Source organism: Pseudomonas sp. TMB3-21 (assembly GCF_054898145.1).
Genome location: NZ_CM142718.1, coordinates 2,737,542 through 2,754,408, shown reverse-complemented (window position 1 = coordinate 2,754,408; position 16,867 = coordinate 2,737,542). Strand labels below are relative to the sequence as shown.

Sequence of the window (16,867 nt, the reverse complement as noted above, 5' to 3'; positions counted from 1 at the left end):
GTGCTTAGTTCACCCACACGCGAGCGTTACGGAACATGCGCATCCATGGCGCGTCTTCGTTCCAGTCTTCCGAACGCCACGAGTTCTGCACCGCGCGGAACACGCGTTCCGGGTGCGGCATCATGATCGTCACGCGACCGTCGCGGCTGGTGAGACCGGTGATCCCGCGCGGCGAGCCGTTCGGGTTGGCCGGGTAGCTTTCGGTGACCTTGCCGTGGTTATCGACGAAACGCATCGCCACGCAACCGGACAGATCGGCTTCGAGCAAGGCTTCTTCGCTGGAGAACTCGGCATGCCCCTCGCCGTGAGCGATGGCGATCGGCATACGCGAACCGGCCATGCCCTGCAGGAAGATCGAGTTCGACTCCTGAACCTGAACCATCGCCACGCGCGCTTCGAACTGCTCGGAACGGTTGCGCACGAAGTGCGGCCAGAACTCGCTGCCCGGAATCAGCTCGTGCAGGTTGGACATCATCTGGCAGCCGTTGCACACGCCAAGCGTGAAGCTGTCGGTGCGCTCGAAGAAACCCTGGAACGCATCGCGGGCGCGGCTGTTGAACAGTGCCGATTTGGCCCAGCCTTCGCCGGCACCCAGTACGTCGCCGTAGGAGAAACCGCCGCAAGCCACCAGACCTTTGAACTCGTTCAGGTCGACACGGCCGGCCAGAATGTCGCTCATGTGCACGTCGATCGCGTTGAAACCGGCGCGGTCAAACGCAGCCGCCATCTCCACCTGACCGTTGACGCCCTGCTCACGCAGCACGGCAACCTGTGGGCGGATGCCTTTCTTGATGTAGGGCGCCGCGACATCCTGATTGACGTCGTAGCTCAGCTTGACGCTCAGGCCCGGGTTGTCTTCTTCCAGCAACACGTCGAACTCTTGCTCGGCGCAGTCGGCGTTGTCACGCAGACGCTGGATCTGGTAGCTGGTCTCCGACCACTGACGTTGCAGCAGACGACGCTGACCTTCGAACACGGTGTCACCGTTGAAGGTGATGTTGATCTGGCCGTTGTTCATTGGCTGACCGATTACCGACACGCAATCGCCCAGACCGGCAGCGCTGAATTGCGCGAGGATGTCCGGGGTAGCGTCCTGGCGAACCTGGATGACCGCGCCCAGCTCTTCGTTGAACAGGATCGCCGCGATGTCGGCAGAGGTTTCCGCCAGACCGTCGAGGTTCAGGCTCAGACCGCAGTGGCCGGCAAAAGCCATTTCCACGGTGCTGGTCAGCAGGCCGCCATCGGAACGGTCGTGGTACGCCAGCAGATGACCGTCGGCGTTGAGGCCCTGGATTACCGCGAAGAAGGCTTTGAGGTCTTCGGCATCATCGACGTCCGGCGCTTGCGAGCCGAGCTTGCCGTGAACCTGGGCCAGGATCGAAGCGCCCATGCGGTTCTGCCCACGGCCCAGATCGATCAGGATCAGGTCAGTGGTGCCTTTGTCCATGCGCAGTTCCGGGGTCAGGGTCTGACGGATGTCAGCCACTGGCGCGAAACCGGTCACAATCAGCGACATCGGCGACGTCACGGTTTTGTCGACGCCTTCGTCGTTCCAGCGTGTGGCCATGGACATGGAGTCCTTGCCCACTGGAATGGTGATGCCCAGCTCAGGGCACAATTCCATCCCGACCGCTTTCACGGTGTCGTACAGACGCGCGTCTTCACCCGGGTGGCCGGCCGCGGACATCCAATTCGCCGACAGCTTGATGTCGGAGATCTTGTTGATGCGCGACGCGGCGATGTTGGTGAGGGTTTCGCCGATGGCCATGCGGCCCGACGCCGGAGCGTCCAGCAGCGCCAGCGGAGTACGCTCGCCCATGGCCATGGCTTCACCGGTGTAGACGTCGAAGCTGGTGGCGGTGACGGCAACGTCGGCCACCGGCACTTGCCATGGGCCGACCATCTGATCACGGGCCACGAGGCCGGTGATGGTGCGGTCGCCGATGGTGATCAGGAAGCTTTTGCTGGCGACGGCCGGGTGATGCAGCACGCGCTCGACGCAGTCTGCAATGTCCAGCGTTGACGGATCGAAATCGTCGCCCAGTTCGTTTTCGCGAACGGCCGAACGGTGCATGCGGGGGGCTTTGCCCAGCAGCACTTCCAGCGGCATGTCCACCGGGCTGTTGCCGAAGTGGCTATCTGTAACAGTAAGCTGCGGCTCGGCGGTGGCTTCACCCACAACCGCAAATGGGCAACGCTCACGTTCGCAGATCGCCTGGAAGCGTTCGAAATCCGCCGGACCCACCGCCAGAACGTAGCGTTCCTGGGATTCGTTGCTCCAGATTTCGTGCGGGGCCATGCCCGGCTCGTCGTTTGAAATGTTGCGCAGTTCGAAGCGGCCACCGCGGTTGCCGTCGTTGACCAGTTCCGGGAAGGCGTTGGACAGACCGCCCGCGCCAACGTCATGGATGAAGCTGATCGGGTTCTTGTCACCCAGTTGCCAGCAACGGTCGATGACTTCCTGGCAGCGACGTTCCATCTCCGGGTTTTCACGTTGTACCGAAGCGAAGTCCAGGTCGGCCGAGCTGGTGCCGGTGGCCATCGAGGACGCTGCACCGCCACCCAGACCGATCAGCATCGCCGGGCCGCCGAGCACGATCAGCTTGGAGCCGACAGTGATCTCGCCTTTCTGGACGTGTTCGGCACGGATGTTACCCATGCCGCCCGCCAGCATGATCGGTTTGTGGTAGCCGCGAACTTCCTCGCCACGCGGAGTGGTGATCGACTGCTCGAAGGTGCGGAAATAACCGGTCAGGGCCGGACGCCCGAATTCGTTGTTGAACGCGGCGCCGCCCAGCGGGCCTTCGATCATGATGTCCAGCGCGGTGACGATGCGCTCGGGCTTGCCGTACGGCACTTCCCACGGCTGTTCAAAACCGGGGATCTGCAGGTTCGATACGGTGAAACCGGTGAGGCCAGCCTTGGGCTTGGCACCGCGACCGGTAGCGCCTTCGTCGCGAATCTCGCCGCCGCTGCCGGTCGATGCGCCAGGGAACGGGGCAATCGCGGTCGGGTGGTTGTGGGTTTCAACCTTCATCAGGATGTGCACCGGCTCCTGCACCGCGCCGTACTGGCGGGTTTCCGGGTCCGGGAAGAAACGGCCGGCGACATTACCGACGATTACCGAAGCGTTGTCCTTATAAGCAGACAGAACGCCTTCGCTGTGCATCTGGTAAGTGTTCTTGATCATGCCGAACAGGCTTTTTTCCTGGCTCTGACCGTCAATATCCCAACTGGCGTTGAAGATCTTGTGACGGCAGTGCTCGGAGTTGGCCTGGGCGAACATCATCAGTTCGATGTCGTGCGGGTTGCGCTTCAAGCCGATGAAGGCGTTGACCAGGTAGTCGATTTCGTCTTCAGCGAGCGCAAGGCCCAGCTCGGTGTTGGCTGTTTCCAGCGCAGCACGGCCGCCACCCAGCACATCAATCGCCGTCAGTGGCTTCGGTTCGGCATGGCTGAACAGGCCGGCGGCCTGTTCGAGGTTGTCGAGGACGATCTGGGTCATGCGGTCGTGCAGAGCAGCCGAGATCAACTGCGCATCGGCGTCGCTGAACTGGCCCGCCACGTAGAACGCGATGCCGCGTTCCAGGCGCTGGATCTTGCTCAGGCCGCAGTTGCGTGCGATGTCGCTGGCTTTACTGGACCATGGCGAGATGGTGCCGAAACGCGGCAACACCAGGAACAGACGGCCGGTGGGTTCTTGTACCGGGACAGTCGGGCCGTACTTCAGAAGGCGCGCGAGCACCTGCTGTTCATCGCCGGTCAGGACGCCGGTAACCTCGGCGAAGTGAGCGAATTCAGCGTACAGGCCACTGACAGCCGGGACCTTCTGGCTCAGTTGCTCAAGGAGTTTGCTGTGGCGAAAGGCAGAAAGGGCAGGAGCGCCGCGCAGGATCAACATCTTCGGGACAGCCTCGGGAAGGGGTGTGCTTTGAGGCCGTGCATTCTAGCCTAAACCGCCCGCGACATCACCCGAAACGCTACGCACGGCAATCCCCGGACGTCGGGCAGGCCAATCGCGCCTTGGAGGAGCACTTCCGGGCGCTTAATTTTTATGTGACAAATTGCCCCCGGAGCCTATTCCTACGGGCTGCGGGCAAGTTTCTTGCGCTCTAGCAGACAAGCCCTTCGCTGTCGAGATATGGCGCTCGTTGTCCTTTGCGTATACTGCGCAGATGTTTTCTCCAACGGCTTTGCGTCCGCGGTACGCCAAATGGCTGATCGCAACCGGACTCTTCCTGGTGCTCGGTGGCTGTGTTGATAAACCCAACACGCTTGAGCGCGTTAAGGAGGATGGCGTGCTGCGGGTGGTTACCCGAAACAGCCCCGCTACCTACTTCCAGGATCGCAACGGTGAAACCGGCTTCGAATACGAGCTGGTGAAGCGCTTTGCCGACGATCTGGGAGTCGAACTCAAGATCGAAACCGCTGACAACCTCGACGACCTGTTCAATCAGGTCGGCAAGCCCACCGGCCCGGTGCTGGCGGCTGCCGGCCTGGTCAGCAGCGAAGAACGCAAGAAGCAGGTGCGGTTTTCCCACTCTTACCTGGAAGTCACCCCGCAGATTATCTATCGCAACGGCCAGTCGCGGCCGACCGATGCGAAGGATCTGGTGGGCAAGAAGATCATGGTGCTCAAGGGCAGCACTCACGCCGGGCAACTGCTAGCGCTGAAGCAGACGTTTCCCGGCATTGAATACGAAGAATCCGACGCGGTTGAGGTGGTTGACCTGCTGCGCATGGTGGATGAGGGCCAGATCGACCTGACCCTCGTCGACTCCAACGAAGTGGCGATGAACCAGGTTTATTTCCCGAACGTGCGGGTGGCCTTCGACCTCGGTGACGCCAGCAATCAGAGCTGGGCGGTAGCCCCCGGCGATGACAACAGCCTGCTCAACGAGATCAACGCGTACCTCGACAAGGTGAAGAAAAACGGCACCCTTCAACGCCTGAAGGACCGCTACTACGGTCACGTCGACATGCTTGGCTACGTCGGCGCTACTACATTCGCACAGCATCTGCAGCAACGGCTGCCCAAATACGAGCAGCACTTCAAAAATTACGCGAAGAAGGAAAAAGTCGATTGGCGCCTGTTGGCCGCAGTGGGTTATCAGGAATCGCTGTGGCAGGCCGCGGTGACGTCTAAAACCGGTGTGCGCGGCTTGATGATGCTGACCCAGAACACCGCGCAGGCCATGGGCGTGTCCAATCGTCTGGACCCCAAGCAAAGCATCATGGGCGGCGCCAAGTATCTGGCTTACATGAAAGATCAGCTCGATTCGTCCATTCAGGAACCGGATCGTACGTGGTTCGCTCTGGCAGCCTACAACGTCGGCAGCGGCCATCTGGATGACGCGCGCAAACTGGCGGCAAAGGAAGGGCTGAACCCGGACAAATGGCTGGACGTGAAGAAAATCCTGCCAAGGCTGTCCGAGAAGAAATGGTACAGCAAGACCCGCTACGGTTATGCCCGGGGCGGCGAGCCGGTGCATTTCGTGGCGAACATTCGTCGCTACTACGACATTCTCACCTGGGTGACGCAGCCGCAGCTCGAAGGTGATCAGGTCGCCGAGGGCAACCTGCACGTACCGGCGATCGACAAATCCAAGCCGAATCAGGAAAGCCCGCAGCTCTAGATTTGCGCGATGTTCGAAGACGCTATCGCCGGCAAGCCAGCTCCTACAAGTTCGGGTCGCTGCGCAGGTCAGGTTTGCAACACGTTTCTGTAGGAGCTGGCTTGCCGGCGATGGGAGCGCCTCGGTCTTACCCCTTCAGCGCAGCAGCCAGAATCAGCGCTTTCATCTCCGACACCGCCGACTTGAACCCGACAAACAACGCATGCGCCACCAGCGCATGACCAATGTTCAGCTCGTTGATGCCCTTGATCGCCGCGACCGCTTCAACGTTGTGATAGTGCAAACCGTGACCGGCGTTGACGATCAAACCCTGCGCAAGACCGAACGCCACGCCATCGGCGACACGCTTGAGTTCTTCGGCAACATCCGACGGCGTCTCGGCATCAGCATAACGGCCGGTGTGCAATTCGATGGCAGGCGCACCGACGCGACGCGACGCTTCGATCTGACGCTCGTCCGCATCAATGAACAGCGATACTTCGCAGCCAATCTTCGCCAGACGATCCACCGCCGCCTTGATCCGCGCTTCCTGCCCCGCCACGTCCAGACCGCCTTCGGTGGTCAGCTCCTGACGGGTTTCAGGGACCAGACAAATGTGCGCCGGGCGGATGCGCTCGGCAAACGCCATCATTTCTTCGGTGACGCCCATTTCAAAGTTCATGCGCGTTTGCAGCACGTCCTTGAGCAGCAGCACATCGCGTTCCTGAATGTGCCGACGGTCTTCACGCAGGTGCACGGTGATGCCGTCTGCGCCCGCCTCTTCCGCGTCCAGTGCCGCCTTGACCGGATCCGGATACCGTGTACCCCGGGCCTGACGCAGCGTGGCAACGTGGTCGATGTTCACGCCGAGAAGAATGCGATTGCTGGTGGTCACGGAAGCGCTCCTGAAGAGGGGAAAGTTCGGTGCACAGCATACACAAGGAATTTACGGCTTTCGAAACAACTCTCGGGAAACCAGCGGACGCCCGCCCAAATGCACGGCCAGCGCCTGGCGCATGAGTCGTTTCGCAGCAGACAGCGCACCCGGTGCCGCCCAGTCAGCCTCAGCCATGGCCAGCAGTTCGGTGCCGTTGAACAGGCCGGGTTGCAGCAGATAGACCTGCTCCAGACCGGCGTCCACCTGCAATCGGTAGAGACCGTCCGGCGCGATGGGTTCGCCGTGGATGTCGGTGGTCAGCGCAAAGCCATAGCCCAAGTCGTCCAACAGCCGCCACTCGAAGGAGCGCAACAGCGGCTCCAGCGCACGACCTTCGGCGAGCGCGAGCAGCGTCGCGGCGTAGTGATCGAATACGCCGGGGTGCGGATCTTCGGCGGGCAGCAGGCGAATCAGTAGTTCATTGAGGTAGAGGCCGCTGAACAGTGCCTCGCCGTTGAGCCAGGTTGAAACGCCGGCGGCCTCCATGCGGCCGACGTTCTTAAGTTCGCCGCGTCCGCGAAATTCGACTTCCAGCGGCACGAACGGCCGCGCCAATGTGCCCGCCTTGCCCCGCGCACTGCGCAACACCGCCCGCAGCCGACCTTGCGGCGTGAGGAAGTCCACCAAAGCGCTGGTTTCGCGATAGGCGCGCGAGTGCAGGACGTAGGCGGGCTGAGCGATGGGCTGGGACATGGAGTTCTCAATGAACAAACGCAATCTTGTAAACGCCAGAAACCAATGTGGGAGCGGGCTTGCTCGCGAATGCGGTCCGCCAGTCAACAATGATGTTGAATTTCAGGCCCTCATCGCGAGCAGGCTCGCTCCCACAGGGGTTCATCGGTGTAGCAGAAATCCGAGTCTTACAGGTCACCGTAACCCAACGAACGCAACGCACGCTCATCATCGGACCAGCCGCCCTTCACCTTGACCCAGAGGTTGAGCATGATCTTGGAGTCGAACAACAGCTCCATGTCTTTGCGCGCTTCGGTGCCGATGCGTTTGATGCGCTCGCCCTTGTCGCCAATGATGATTTTCTTCTGGCCGTCACGTTCGACGAGAATCAAGGCATGAATGTGCAAGGTCTTGCCCTGCTGCTTGAATTCTTCGATTTCCACGGTGATCTGGTACGGTAGCTCGGCGCCCATCTGGCGCATGATTTTCTCGCGCACCAGTTCCGCGGCGAGGAAACGGCTGCTGCGGTCGGTGATCTGGTCTTCCGGGAAGAAGTGATCGTTCTCCGGCAGATAGCCGGCAATCACCCGCTCCAACGCTTCGAGGTTATGCCCGTGCTGGGCCGAGATCGGCATGATCTGTGCGTTCGGCAACTGCTCCTGCAACCAGGAGAGGTGCGGCATCAATTCGGCTTTGTCCTCGATGCGATCGGTCTTGTTCAGCGCTACGATCAACGGGCCGGTCACATACTGGACGCGCTCGAGGACCATCTGGTCTTCGTCGGTCCACTTGGTGCGGTCAACCACAAAAATCACCACGTCGACATCTTTCAACGCCGCCGAGGCAGTTTTGTTCATGTAACGGTTGAGGGCTTTTTCGCCACCCTTGTGCATGCCCGGAGTGTCGACGTAGATCGCTTGCACGTCGCCTTCGGTCTTGATACCGAGCATGTTGTGGCGAGTAGTCTGCGGCTTGCGCGAGGTAATCGCCAGCTTCTGGCCGAGGATGTGATTGAGCAACGTGGACTTGCCCACGTTCGGACGGCCGACGATGGCAACATAGCCACAGCGTGTTGCGGTTGTATCAGTCATTGCCATTCTCCACACCCAGGGCAATCAGTGCTGCGGCGGCCGCTACCTGTTCGGCAATACGACGACTCACACCCTGACCTCGGCTTTTTTCATTCAGTAAGGTGATTTCACATTCGACGAAGAACGTCCGGCAATGCGGCTCACCCTGGATATCCACCACTTCGTAACGCGGCAGTTCGCAACCACGGGACTGCAGGTGTTCCTGCAGGCGGGTTTTTGGATCTTTGTTGGTATCGACCAGCGTCAGGCCTTCGAACTCGCCGGCCAGCCAGGCCAGCACGCGCTCGCGGGCGACGTCCATGCCGGCGTCCAGGTATATGGCGCCAATCAGCGCTTCGAGAGCATCGGCTAGAATGGACTCACGACGAAAACCGCCGCTTTTCAATTCGCCGGAACCCAGGCGCAGGTACTCGCCCAGATCAAAACCGCGGGCCAGTACGGCCAGGGTTTCACCTTTCACCAGGCGGGCGCGCAAACGCGACAACTGACCTTCGCGGGCGAGCGGGAAGCGATCGAACAGCGCTTCGCCAGCGACAAAGTTGAGGATGGCATCACCGAGGAATTCCAGACGTTCGTTGTTGCGCCCGGCAAAGCTGCGGTGAGTCAGGGCCAGGACCATCAGTTCCTGATCCTTGAAAGTGTAGCCGAGCTGACGCTCTAGACGGCTCAAGGAAACGCTCACGGTTTACCCACGCTGAGTTCGTGGCTGGATTCCACCGCCATGGCCGAGAGGCAGAGGCTTGGGACAAATAACGCTGTGTTCAAAAATTACGTCCTGACTATCAGTGTTTTCATGCGTCGGGGGCCGATTGTGGCGGCTCCAGAAATGCATTCGGCGCTGTGTTCAACAGCGCCGTTGTGATTACTTGATCAGGCCAACCCGCGAAAAATTCGGCAGGTGACTGAGTTTGGGTTCCGGCCAGCTCATCCAGACTGCGAAGGCCTTGCCGACGATATTCTTGTCGGGAACCATGCCCAGCAGATCCTTGGGAATGTTCGGATCATCCCAGTAGCGACTGTCGTTCGAGTTGTCGCGGTTGTCGCCCATCATGAAATAGTGCCCGGCGGGTACGGTCCATGAACGATCCGGCGGCGTGCGGTAACGACTCATTTCCTTGCGGATTTGATGCTCTGCAGCGCCCAGCTTCTCTTTGTAGAGTTCAGCGCTGCCCAGCGTACCCGGCTCGGAACCGACCAGTTGTTCGGCAACCGATTCACCGTTGACGAACAGGCGCTTGTCGGCGGTGTACCGGATCTGGTCACCCGGCAGGCCAACGACACGCTTGATGTAGTTGACGCTCGGATCACTCGGGAAGCGGAACACCATCACGTCACCGCGTTGCGGATCACCGACCTCGATGACTTTCTTGTCGAGCACCGGCAAGCGGATCCCGTAAGAAAATTTGTTCACCAGAATGAAGTCACCCACATCCAGGGTAGGTTTCATCGAGCCCGATGGGATCTGGAACGGCTCCACCAGGAATGAACGCAGCACCAGCACGATGAATAGCACCGGAAAGAACGACTTGCCGTATTCGACCAGCAGCGGCTCTTTGTTCAGTTTCTCGACCACCACGCCATCAGGCTGGCTAACGCTGCCCTGATAGGAAGCAATGGCGGCACGCCGACGTGGCGCCAGAAACACCAGATCGAGCAATGCCAACAGGCCGCAGACGAAAACAGCGATGACCAGCAACAGCGGGAAATTTAGCGACATAGGACCTAACTATCCAACCTGAGCACTGCAAGGAAGGCTTCCTGTGGAATTTCCACGTTGCCGACCTGCTTCATGCGTTTTTTACCGGCCTTCTGCTTTTCCAACAGCTTGCGCTTCCGGCTAACGTCACCGCCGTAGCATTTGGCCAATACGTTCTTTCTGAGTGCCTTGACGGACGTTCGCGCAATGATCTGCCCCCCGATGGCGGCCTGGATCGCAACGTCGAACATCTGACGCGGAATCAGTTCTTTCATCTTCTCGGTCAACTGGCGACCTTTGTAGTGCGCGTTATCCTTGTGCACGATCAGCGCCAGGGCGTCGACCTTGTCACCGTTGATCAGCACATCCAGCTTCACCAGATTAGCCGACTGATAACGATCGAAATGGTAATCCAGCGAAGCATAGCCACGGCTGGTGGATTTGAGACGATCGAAGAAGTCGAGGACCACTTCGTTCATCGGCAAATCGTAAGTCACCTGGACCTGAGTGCCGAGGAAGAGCATGTCGTGCTGCACGCCACGCTTCTCGATGCACAGGGTAATGACGTTACCCAGGTGTTCTTGCGGCACAAGAATATTGGCCCGCACGATCGGTTCACGCATGTCCTCGATCGAAGACAGGTCTGGAAGCTTCGATGGGTTATCGACGTAAATCGTTTCACCGGTTTTCAGCAACAGTTCGAAAATTACCGTCGGTGCCGTGGTGATCAGGTCCAGGTCGTACTCGCGCTCGAGGCGCTCCTGGATGATTTCCATGTGCAGCATGCCGAGGAAGCCGCAACGGAAGCCGAAGCCCAGCGCGTCGGAACTTTCCGGGGTGTATTGCAGGGACGAATCGTTGAGCGTGAGCTTTTGCAGGGCTTCACGGAAGTCCTCGAAGTCGTCGGAACTGACCGGGAACAGACCGGCATAGACCTGCGGCTGGATACGTTTGAAGCCGGGCAGAACATCAACATCCGGCGTAGAGCTCAAGGTCAGGGTGTCACCGACGGGTGCACCGTGGATGTCCTTGATACCGGCGATGATGAAGCCCACTTCACCGGCTTTGAGGTCGGTGGTGGCGGTGTGTTTCGGGTTGAACACGCCGACGCTGTCCACGAGGTGGATCTTGCCGGTGGACTTGACCAGAATCTTGTCGCCCTTCTTCACACGACCGTGGCGCACCCGAACCAGAGAGACAACGCCCAGGTAGTTGTCGAACCAGGAATCGATGATCAACGCTTGCAGCGGATCTTCGTAGTTGCCGGTCGGCGCGGGAATGGTGTGAACCAGACGCTCAAGCACTTCGTCGACGCCCAGGCCGGTTTTGGCACTGCACTCGACTGCATCCGTGGCGTCAATGCCGATGATTTTTTCGATTTCTTCCTTGACGCGGTCCGGATCGGCCTGCGGCAGGTCGATCTTGTTCAGGACCGGCATGACTTCCAGGCCCTGCTCGATCGCTGTGTAGCAGTTGGCAACCGACTGCGCTTCAACGCCTTGACCGGCATCGACCACCAGCAACGCACCTTCACAGGCCGCCAGCGACCGACTGACTTCGTAGGTGAAGTCAACGTGGCCCGGGGTGTCAATGAAGTTCAGCTGATATTTGATGCCATCGCGAGCGGTGTAATACAGAGTAACGCTGTGGGCCTTGATGGTGATCCCGCGTTCACGTTCCAGGTCCATGGAGTCGAGGACCTGAGCTTCCATTTCGCGCTCGGCAAGGCCGCCACACATCTGGATGAACCGATCGGCCAGCGTCGACTTGCCATGGTCAATGTGGGCGATGATGGAGAAATTGCGGATATGACTCAAATCACTCACGGATCAACACTCAAAAAGGCTGCAGGCATAGCCCGCCGAAAAATAGCCGGGAATTGTACCTGATCCTCGGCGCAAGCGTCACGTTCACAGGTCAGACGGCACTTACAAAAACGCCCCGGCCATAAGACCAGGGCGTTTTTTGGAGACCTGCATGCCCGGAAAATATCCCGGATTAACCCGCCCGTCGCAACAGCCAGACCCCTGCCAGGGCGCAAATGCTCGCTGGAACCAGCACCGCAAACAGCGGCGAGAAACCGAACACCAGACTCGATGGCCCCAGCAGGTCCTGGACGATGCGGAAGGTGAAACCCACCAGAACGCCCGTGAATACCCGTTGGCCCAGCGTTACCGAACGCAATGGACCGAAGATGAACGAGATCGCCATCAGCACCAGCGCGGCGGTCACCAGCGGTTGCAACACCTTGACCCAAAACGCCAGCCAGTAACGGCCGTTCGCCAGGCCCTGATCCGCCAGATAGTGGATGTAACCCCACAGCCCGCTGATCGACAATGAATCAGGCGACATCACCACAGTGCTGAGCAATTGCGGGCTGAGGGCCACATCCCAACGCTCGACCGGTGCGTTCACCACCTCGGTAGTTTTCTCGTGGAATATCGTGGTCGCGACCTCGCTCAGTTGCCAGTGATCCTTGTCGAACTCCGCGCGCTTGGCGAAGCTCGACGAAAGCATGTGGCGTTGATCGTCGAAACGGTAGCGGGTTACGCCGTAAAGCACACCATTGGGTTGCACCGAGTTGACGTGAATGAACTCGTCACCTTGACGGTGCCACAGGCCGTGCCGGGCACTTTGCGCATCGCCGCTGCCCTGAGCCAGCGAACGGTTGGCCTGAGCGGCGCTTTCAGTGGCCGGCGCCACGTACTCGCCAATCAACAGACCCGCGACCATCAGCACCAGCATCGGCTTCATCACGGCCCAGACAATCCGGCCGATCGAAACGCCCGCCGCCCGCATGATGGTCAGCTCGCTGTGACTGGCCAGGGTGCCAAGGCCGATCAGGCAGCCGATCAGCGCTGCCATCGGCAACATGTCGTAGAGCCGGCGCGGTGCCGTCAACAGGACGTAACTCAGGACATCAAGCAGAGTGTAGGTATCGCTGACGTCGCCCATCTCGTCGATGAAGGCAAACAGCGTGGCCAGACCGAGAATGATCCCCAGCACAGCGAGGATCGCAATAAAAACGGTGCTGCCGATGTAGCGGTCAAGTTTAACCACGGGTCACCTCCAGCGCGCTGCGGCGACTCGCCATTTTCAGGCGTAACGGCTCCCAATAGAGCAAGCCAAGGCCGATGGCCAGGAAGATCGCATGCACCCACCACAGGCCCAGCGCCGGTGGGATCTTGCCCTTTTCGAGGGCGCCGCGAGCGGCAATCAGGATGCTCAGGTAAGCCATATAAAGAAGAATCGCCGGCAGTAACTTGAGGAAGCGGCCCTGACGCGGATTGACCCGCGACAGCGGCACCGCCATCAAGGTCACGATGAACACCAGCAGCGGCAGCGAAAGACGCCATTGCAGCTCGGTTCGGGAACGGATGTCGTCACTGCCGAACAGCGAGCGGGTGGTCATCGCATCACGATCGGTGACTTCGTCACTGACGTCGGGTTTGGGCAATAGAACGCCATATTCCTGGTACTTGATCGCCCGGTAGTCAGCCTGACCCGGATTACCGTCGTAGCGATAGCCGTTGTCGAGAATCAGGTAACGGTTGCCGTCGGGGCGAATTTCCTGACGCCCCTTCTCGGCCACCAGCACGGAAATCCCGCGGTCTTTCTTGTCGGAAGAAATGTTCTTTTGCGAAATGAAAACGCCGCCGAGGTTGATGCGATCATCGGACAGCATTTCGGTGTACGTCACCCGGGTGCCATCGCGCAGGGCCTGGAAACGACCCGGTTCGAGGGTATCGAACTCGGTCAGGGCGTCCTGCTTGTTCAGCAATAGCTGGAACTGATTGGCCCCTTGCGGCGCGAGGCTGAGGCTCAGCCACGCCACCACCAACGCCACCAGCGTAGCTGGAAACAAAGTCATCGCGAACAGGCGCTGCTGGCTCATGCCCGTGGCGGAAAGTACGGTCATTTCGCTTTCCAGGTACAAGCGACCGTACGCCAGCAGGATCCCCAGAAACAGGCCCAGCGGCAGGATCAACTGCAGGAAGCCTGGCAGACGAAAGCCCATGATCAGGAACAGCGAGCCCGGATCCAGCAGGCCTGCCGCCGCCTGGGCGAGGTATTTGATGAAGCGTCCGCTCATGATGATGACCAGCAGCACGGCACTGACGGCGCTCAGGGTCAACAGGACTTCGCGGGATAGGTAACGGAAGACGATCAAACCAGACACTCCAGGGTTGTCAGGCTAAGGCGGCCAAACAAGCAAACGTATCAGGCGACCCGCAAGCCAGGGCCGCCGAAAAAAGTTGGCGCATTATCCTGTGATTGGGTGCGCCTGTCACTGCGCACAGTTGAGCAGGCGGTCGATGGCTTGAAGAACCTACCAACCGAGGGTTGTCAGGCGCCGGTAGCGAGGTTCAAACTGCGGCCTTTGTCGCAGGCCGTGTCCTGCGTCTTTTCTGTTTATAAGCAAGTTCAGATACTTGCGTATTGACCATTCATTCAGGGACCCGGACATGGAACTGGTTGTAAAAAGCGTTAGCCCAGAAACGTTGAAGACTGCCACCCTGGTCGTCGCCGTCGGCGAAGGCCGCAAACTCGGCGCCGTTGCCAGACAACTCGACGATCTGAGCGGCGGTGCGATCAGCGCTGTGCTCAAGCGTGGCGACCTGGCCGGCAAAGTCGGTCAAAGCCTGATGCTGCACAGCCTGCCGAACCTCAAAGCAGAGCGCGTCCTGCTGGTCGGCATCGGCAAAGACGAAGAACTGTCCGACCGCCCGTTCCGTAAAATCATCGCCGGCATCCTCAATACCCTCAAAGGCCTGGGCGGCAGCGACGCCGTACTGGCGCTCGATGAAGTGGTGCTCAAGGGTCGCGACAGCTACGGCAAGACCCGTTTGCTGGCTGAAACGCTGGTCGACGGCGAATACACGTTCGATCGCTTCAAGAGCCAGAAAGCCGAACCCCGCGCCCTGAAGAAAATCACCCTGGTGACCATCAAGGCGGCCCAGGCTGAAGTCGAGCGCGCCGTCGCCCACGCGACCGCTATTGCCAACGGCATGGCATTTACCCGCGACCTGGGCAACCTGCCGCCGAACATCTGCCATCCGACGTTCCTCGGCGAGCAGGCGAAGAATCTCGGCAAGGAATTCAAGAGCCTGAAAGTCGAAGTTCTCGACGAGAAGAAAATCAAGGACCTCGGCATGGGCTCGTTCTACGCCGTCGGCCAAGGCAGCGCCCAGCCACCGCGCCTGATCGTCATGCAGTACAACGGCGGCAAGAAATCCGAGAAGCCGTATGCACTGGTCGGCAAGGGCATCACGTTCGATACCGGTGGCATCAGCCTGAAACCGGGCGCCGGCATGGACGAAATGAAGTACGACATGGGCGGCGCCGCGAGCGTCTTCGGTACCCTGCGCGCCGTGCTCGAACTACAGCTGCCGATCAACCTGGTCTGCATCCTCGCCTGCGCCGAGAACATGCCGAGCGGCAATGCTTCGCGTCCGGGCGACATCGTCACCACCATGAGCGGGCAGACTGTGGAGATTCTCAACACCGACGCCGAAGGCCGTCTGGTGCTGTGCGACGCCCTGACCTACTCGGAACGTTTCAAGCCGCAGGCAGTGATCGACATCGCAACCCTGACGGGCGCTTGTGTCGTGGCACTGGGCGCGCACACATCCGGCCTGCTGGGCAACAACGACGAGCTGATCGGCCAGCTGCTGAGCGCCGGCCAGGTGGCCGACGACCGCGCCTGGCAGCTGCCGCTGTTCGATGAATACCAGGAGCAACTGGACAGCCCGTTCGCCGACATCGCCAACATCGGTGGTCCGAAAGCCGGGACCATCACTGCCGCGTGCTTCCTTTCGCGTTTCACCAAGAACCTCAACTGGGCGCACCTGGACATCGCCGGCACGGCATGGACCAGCGGCGGCAAGGACAAAGGCGCAACCGGTCGCCCGGTGCCTCTGTTGACCCAATACCTGCTGGACCGCGCCAAAGCCTGAAACCGATGACCTCTGGTGGCGTTGCCTGACGGTGGCGCCGCTGGAGGCTCAGGAACCGCAATGACCCAAGTCGACTTTTATATCCTGCCCAGCGCCGATCCATCGGCGCGGCTGGATTTCGCCTGCAAACTCACCGAAAAAGCCTGGCGCATGGGCCATCGCATCTACTTGCATTGCAGCGATGCCGCCCAGCGTGACGATCTCGACGCGCGCCTGTGGACCTTCAAGGGTGAAAGCTTCGTGCCGCATGGCCCCGCCGAAAGCGAGCCGGACAGTTTGATCGTGCTGGGCCTTGGCGATGACTGCGGTCAGCACCAGGATCTGCTGGTCAACCTTGACCTGAAAGTCCCGGCCTTCGCCAACCAGTTCGCCCGCGTGGCGGAAGTGGTAGTCGAAGACCCGGCGATTCGCACGGCCGCGCGGGAGAGTTTTCGCTTCTACCGCGAACAAGGCTATTCTCTGCAAGATCACCGTTTACAGCGACTCTGAGCATTCTGATGGACACTCCAAAACCGCTGCAAAAGCCCACGCACCTGCTGGACGACCTTGAGTCGATCCGTCAATTGCTCGGCGATGACAACCTGCAACCGCCGCTGCTGACCGACACGGTCGAGGACGACGACCAGGAACAGATTCCGATGTTGTTCGATTCGGTCAGTGCCTCCCAGCCAACCGTCGAACCATCCGCACCCGCCACTGCTGCCCAGCCGGCGAAGGCCGCGAGCAAGAATCCCGACGACCTGCTGCACCTGGACAGCGAACTTCGAGCCGCCGCGCAATTGATCATGCAAGACGTGATCGACGATTTTGCGCCACACATCGAAACCGAAATCAAACGCCGCCTCAGTGCGCGACTGGAACGCTTACTCAGCCAGTACAACGACTGAATCTCAGTGGTG

The 16,867-nt window shown here is 60.1% G+C and carries 13 protein-coding genes; 4 read left to right on the top strand and 9 right to left on the bottom strand.

The features are described from left to right. Positions 1-4 precede the first annotated feature (4 nt). Entirely contained in the window at positions 5-3,901 is a 3,897-nt protein-coding gene (purL, locus tag ACYZTS_RS12725; protein WP_461996241.1) for a phosphoribosylformylglycinamidine synthase, read from the bottom strand. Between the two features lie 274 nt (positions 3,902-4,175). Here purL and mltF point away from each other — a divergent pair, with 274 nt between their 5' ends. Further along, the gene (gene mltF / locus ACYZTS_RS12720; protein ID WP_028623895.1) at positions 4,176-5,636 is read left to right on the top strand and encodes a membrane-bound lytic murein transglycosylase MltF; all 1,461 of its coding nucleotides are present in this window, start codon (positions 4,176-4,178) and stop codon (positions 5,634-5,636) included. A gap of 127 nt (positions 5,637-5,763) precedes the next feature. Here the strand turns inward: mltF and pdxJ are convergent, their stop codons facing one another. The 8 genes from pdxJ to lptF form a co-directional block, all read right to left on the bottom strand. After that, positions 5,764-6,510 (bottom strand): pyridoxine 5'-phosphate synthase, encoded by a 747-nt coding sequence (gene pdxJ, locus ACYZTS_RS12715; RefSeq protein ID WP_461996239.1) that lies wholly within the window; start codon positions 6,508-6,510, stop codon positions 5,764-5,766. A gap of 51 nt (positions 6,511-6,561) precedes the next feature. Next, positions 6,562-7,245 carry a DNA repair protein RecO gene (recO, locus tag ACYZTS_RS12710; protein ID WP_028623896.1) on the bottom strand — a complete coding sequence of 228 codons (684 nt, stop codon included), beginning with the start codon at positions 7,243-7,245 and terminating at the stop codon, positions 6,562-6,564. A 167-nt stretch (positions 7,246-7,412) separates the two neighbouring features. Next, positions 7,413-8,315, bottom strand: a complete 903-nt coding sequence (era, locus tag ACYZTS_RS12705) for a GTPase Era (protein ID WP_028623897.1) — start codon at positions 8,313-8,315, stop codon at positions 7,413-7,415. Continuing rightward, positions 8,308-8,997, bottom strand: coding sequence for a ribonuclease III (gene rnc, locus ACYZTS_RS12700; protein ID WP_150580640.1), 690 nt, complete (start codon positions 8,995-8,997; stop codon positions 8,308-8,310). Before rnc ends, era begins: the two co-directional genes overlap by 8 nt. Positions 8,998-9,177: 180 nt before the next feature. Continuing rightward, on the bottom strand, positions 9,178-10,032 hold the full coding sequence (lepB, locus tag ACYZTS_RS12695) for a signal peptidase I (protein ID WP_461996236.1): 855 nt from the start codon (positions 10,030-10,032) through the stop codon (positions 9,178-9,180). Between the two features lie 5 nt (positions 10,033-10,037). Next, on the bottom strand, positions 10,038-11,837 hold the full coding sequence (lepA, locus tag ACYZTS_RS12690; RefSeq protein ID WP_028624229.1) for a translation elongation factor 4: 1,800 nt from the start codon (positions 11,835-11,837) through the stop codon (positions 10,038-10,040). Between the two features lie 172 nt (positions 11,838-12,009). Further along, positions 12,010-13,071, bottom strand: coding sequence for an LPS export ABC transporter permease LptG (gene lptG / locus ACYZTS_RS12685; protein ID WP_028624228.1), 1,062 nt, complete (start codon positions 13,069-13,071; stop codon positions 12,010-12,012). After that, positions 13,064-14,182: an LPS export ABC transporter permease LptF gene (gene lptF, locus ACYZTS_RS12680; RefSeq protein WP_028624227.1), complete on the bottom strand. Its 1,119-nt coding sequence runs from the start codon at positions 14,180-14,182 to the stop codon at positions 13,064-13,066. The genes lptG and lptF overlap by 8 nt, the downstream gene beginning before the upstream one ends. Before the next feature lie 295 nt (positions 14,183-14,477). Here lptF and ACYZTS_RS12675 point away from each other — a divergent pair, with 295 nt between their 5' ends. The 3 genes from ACYZTS_RS12675 to ACYZTS_RS12665 are packed head-to-tail and all read left to right on the top strand — an operon-like array spanning position 14,478 to position 16,855. Then, positions 14,478-15,968 (top strand): leucyl aminopeptidase, encoded by a 1,491-nt coding sequence (locus ACYZTS_RS12675; protein ID WP_461996233.1) that lies wholly within the window; start codon positions 14,478-14,480, stop codon positions 15,966-15,968. Positions 15,969-16,028: 60 nt separating this feature from the next. Continuing rightward, positions 16,029-16,457: a DNA polymerase III subunit chi gene (locus ACYZTS_RS12670; protein WP_028624225.1), complete on the top strand. Its 429-nt coding sequence runs from the start codon at positions 16,029-16,031 to the stop codon at positions 16,455-16,457. Positions 16,458-16,465: 8 nt separating this feature from the next. Further along, positions 16,466-16,855 carry a hypothetical protein gene (locus ACYZTS_RS12665; RefSeq protein WP_028624224.1) on the top strand — a complete coding sequence of 130 codons (390 nt, stop codon included), beginning with the start codon at positions 16,466-16,468 and terminating at the stop codon, positions 16,853-16,855. The last annotated feature ends 12 nt before the right edge of the window (positions 16,856-16,867 follow it).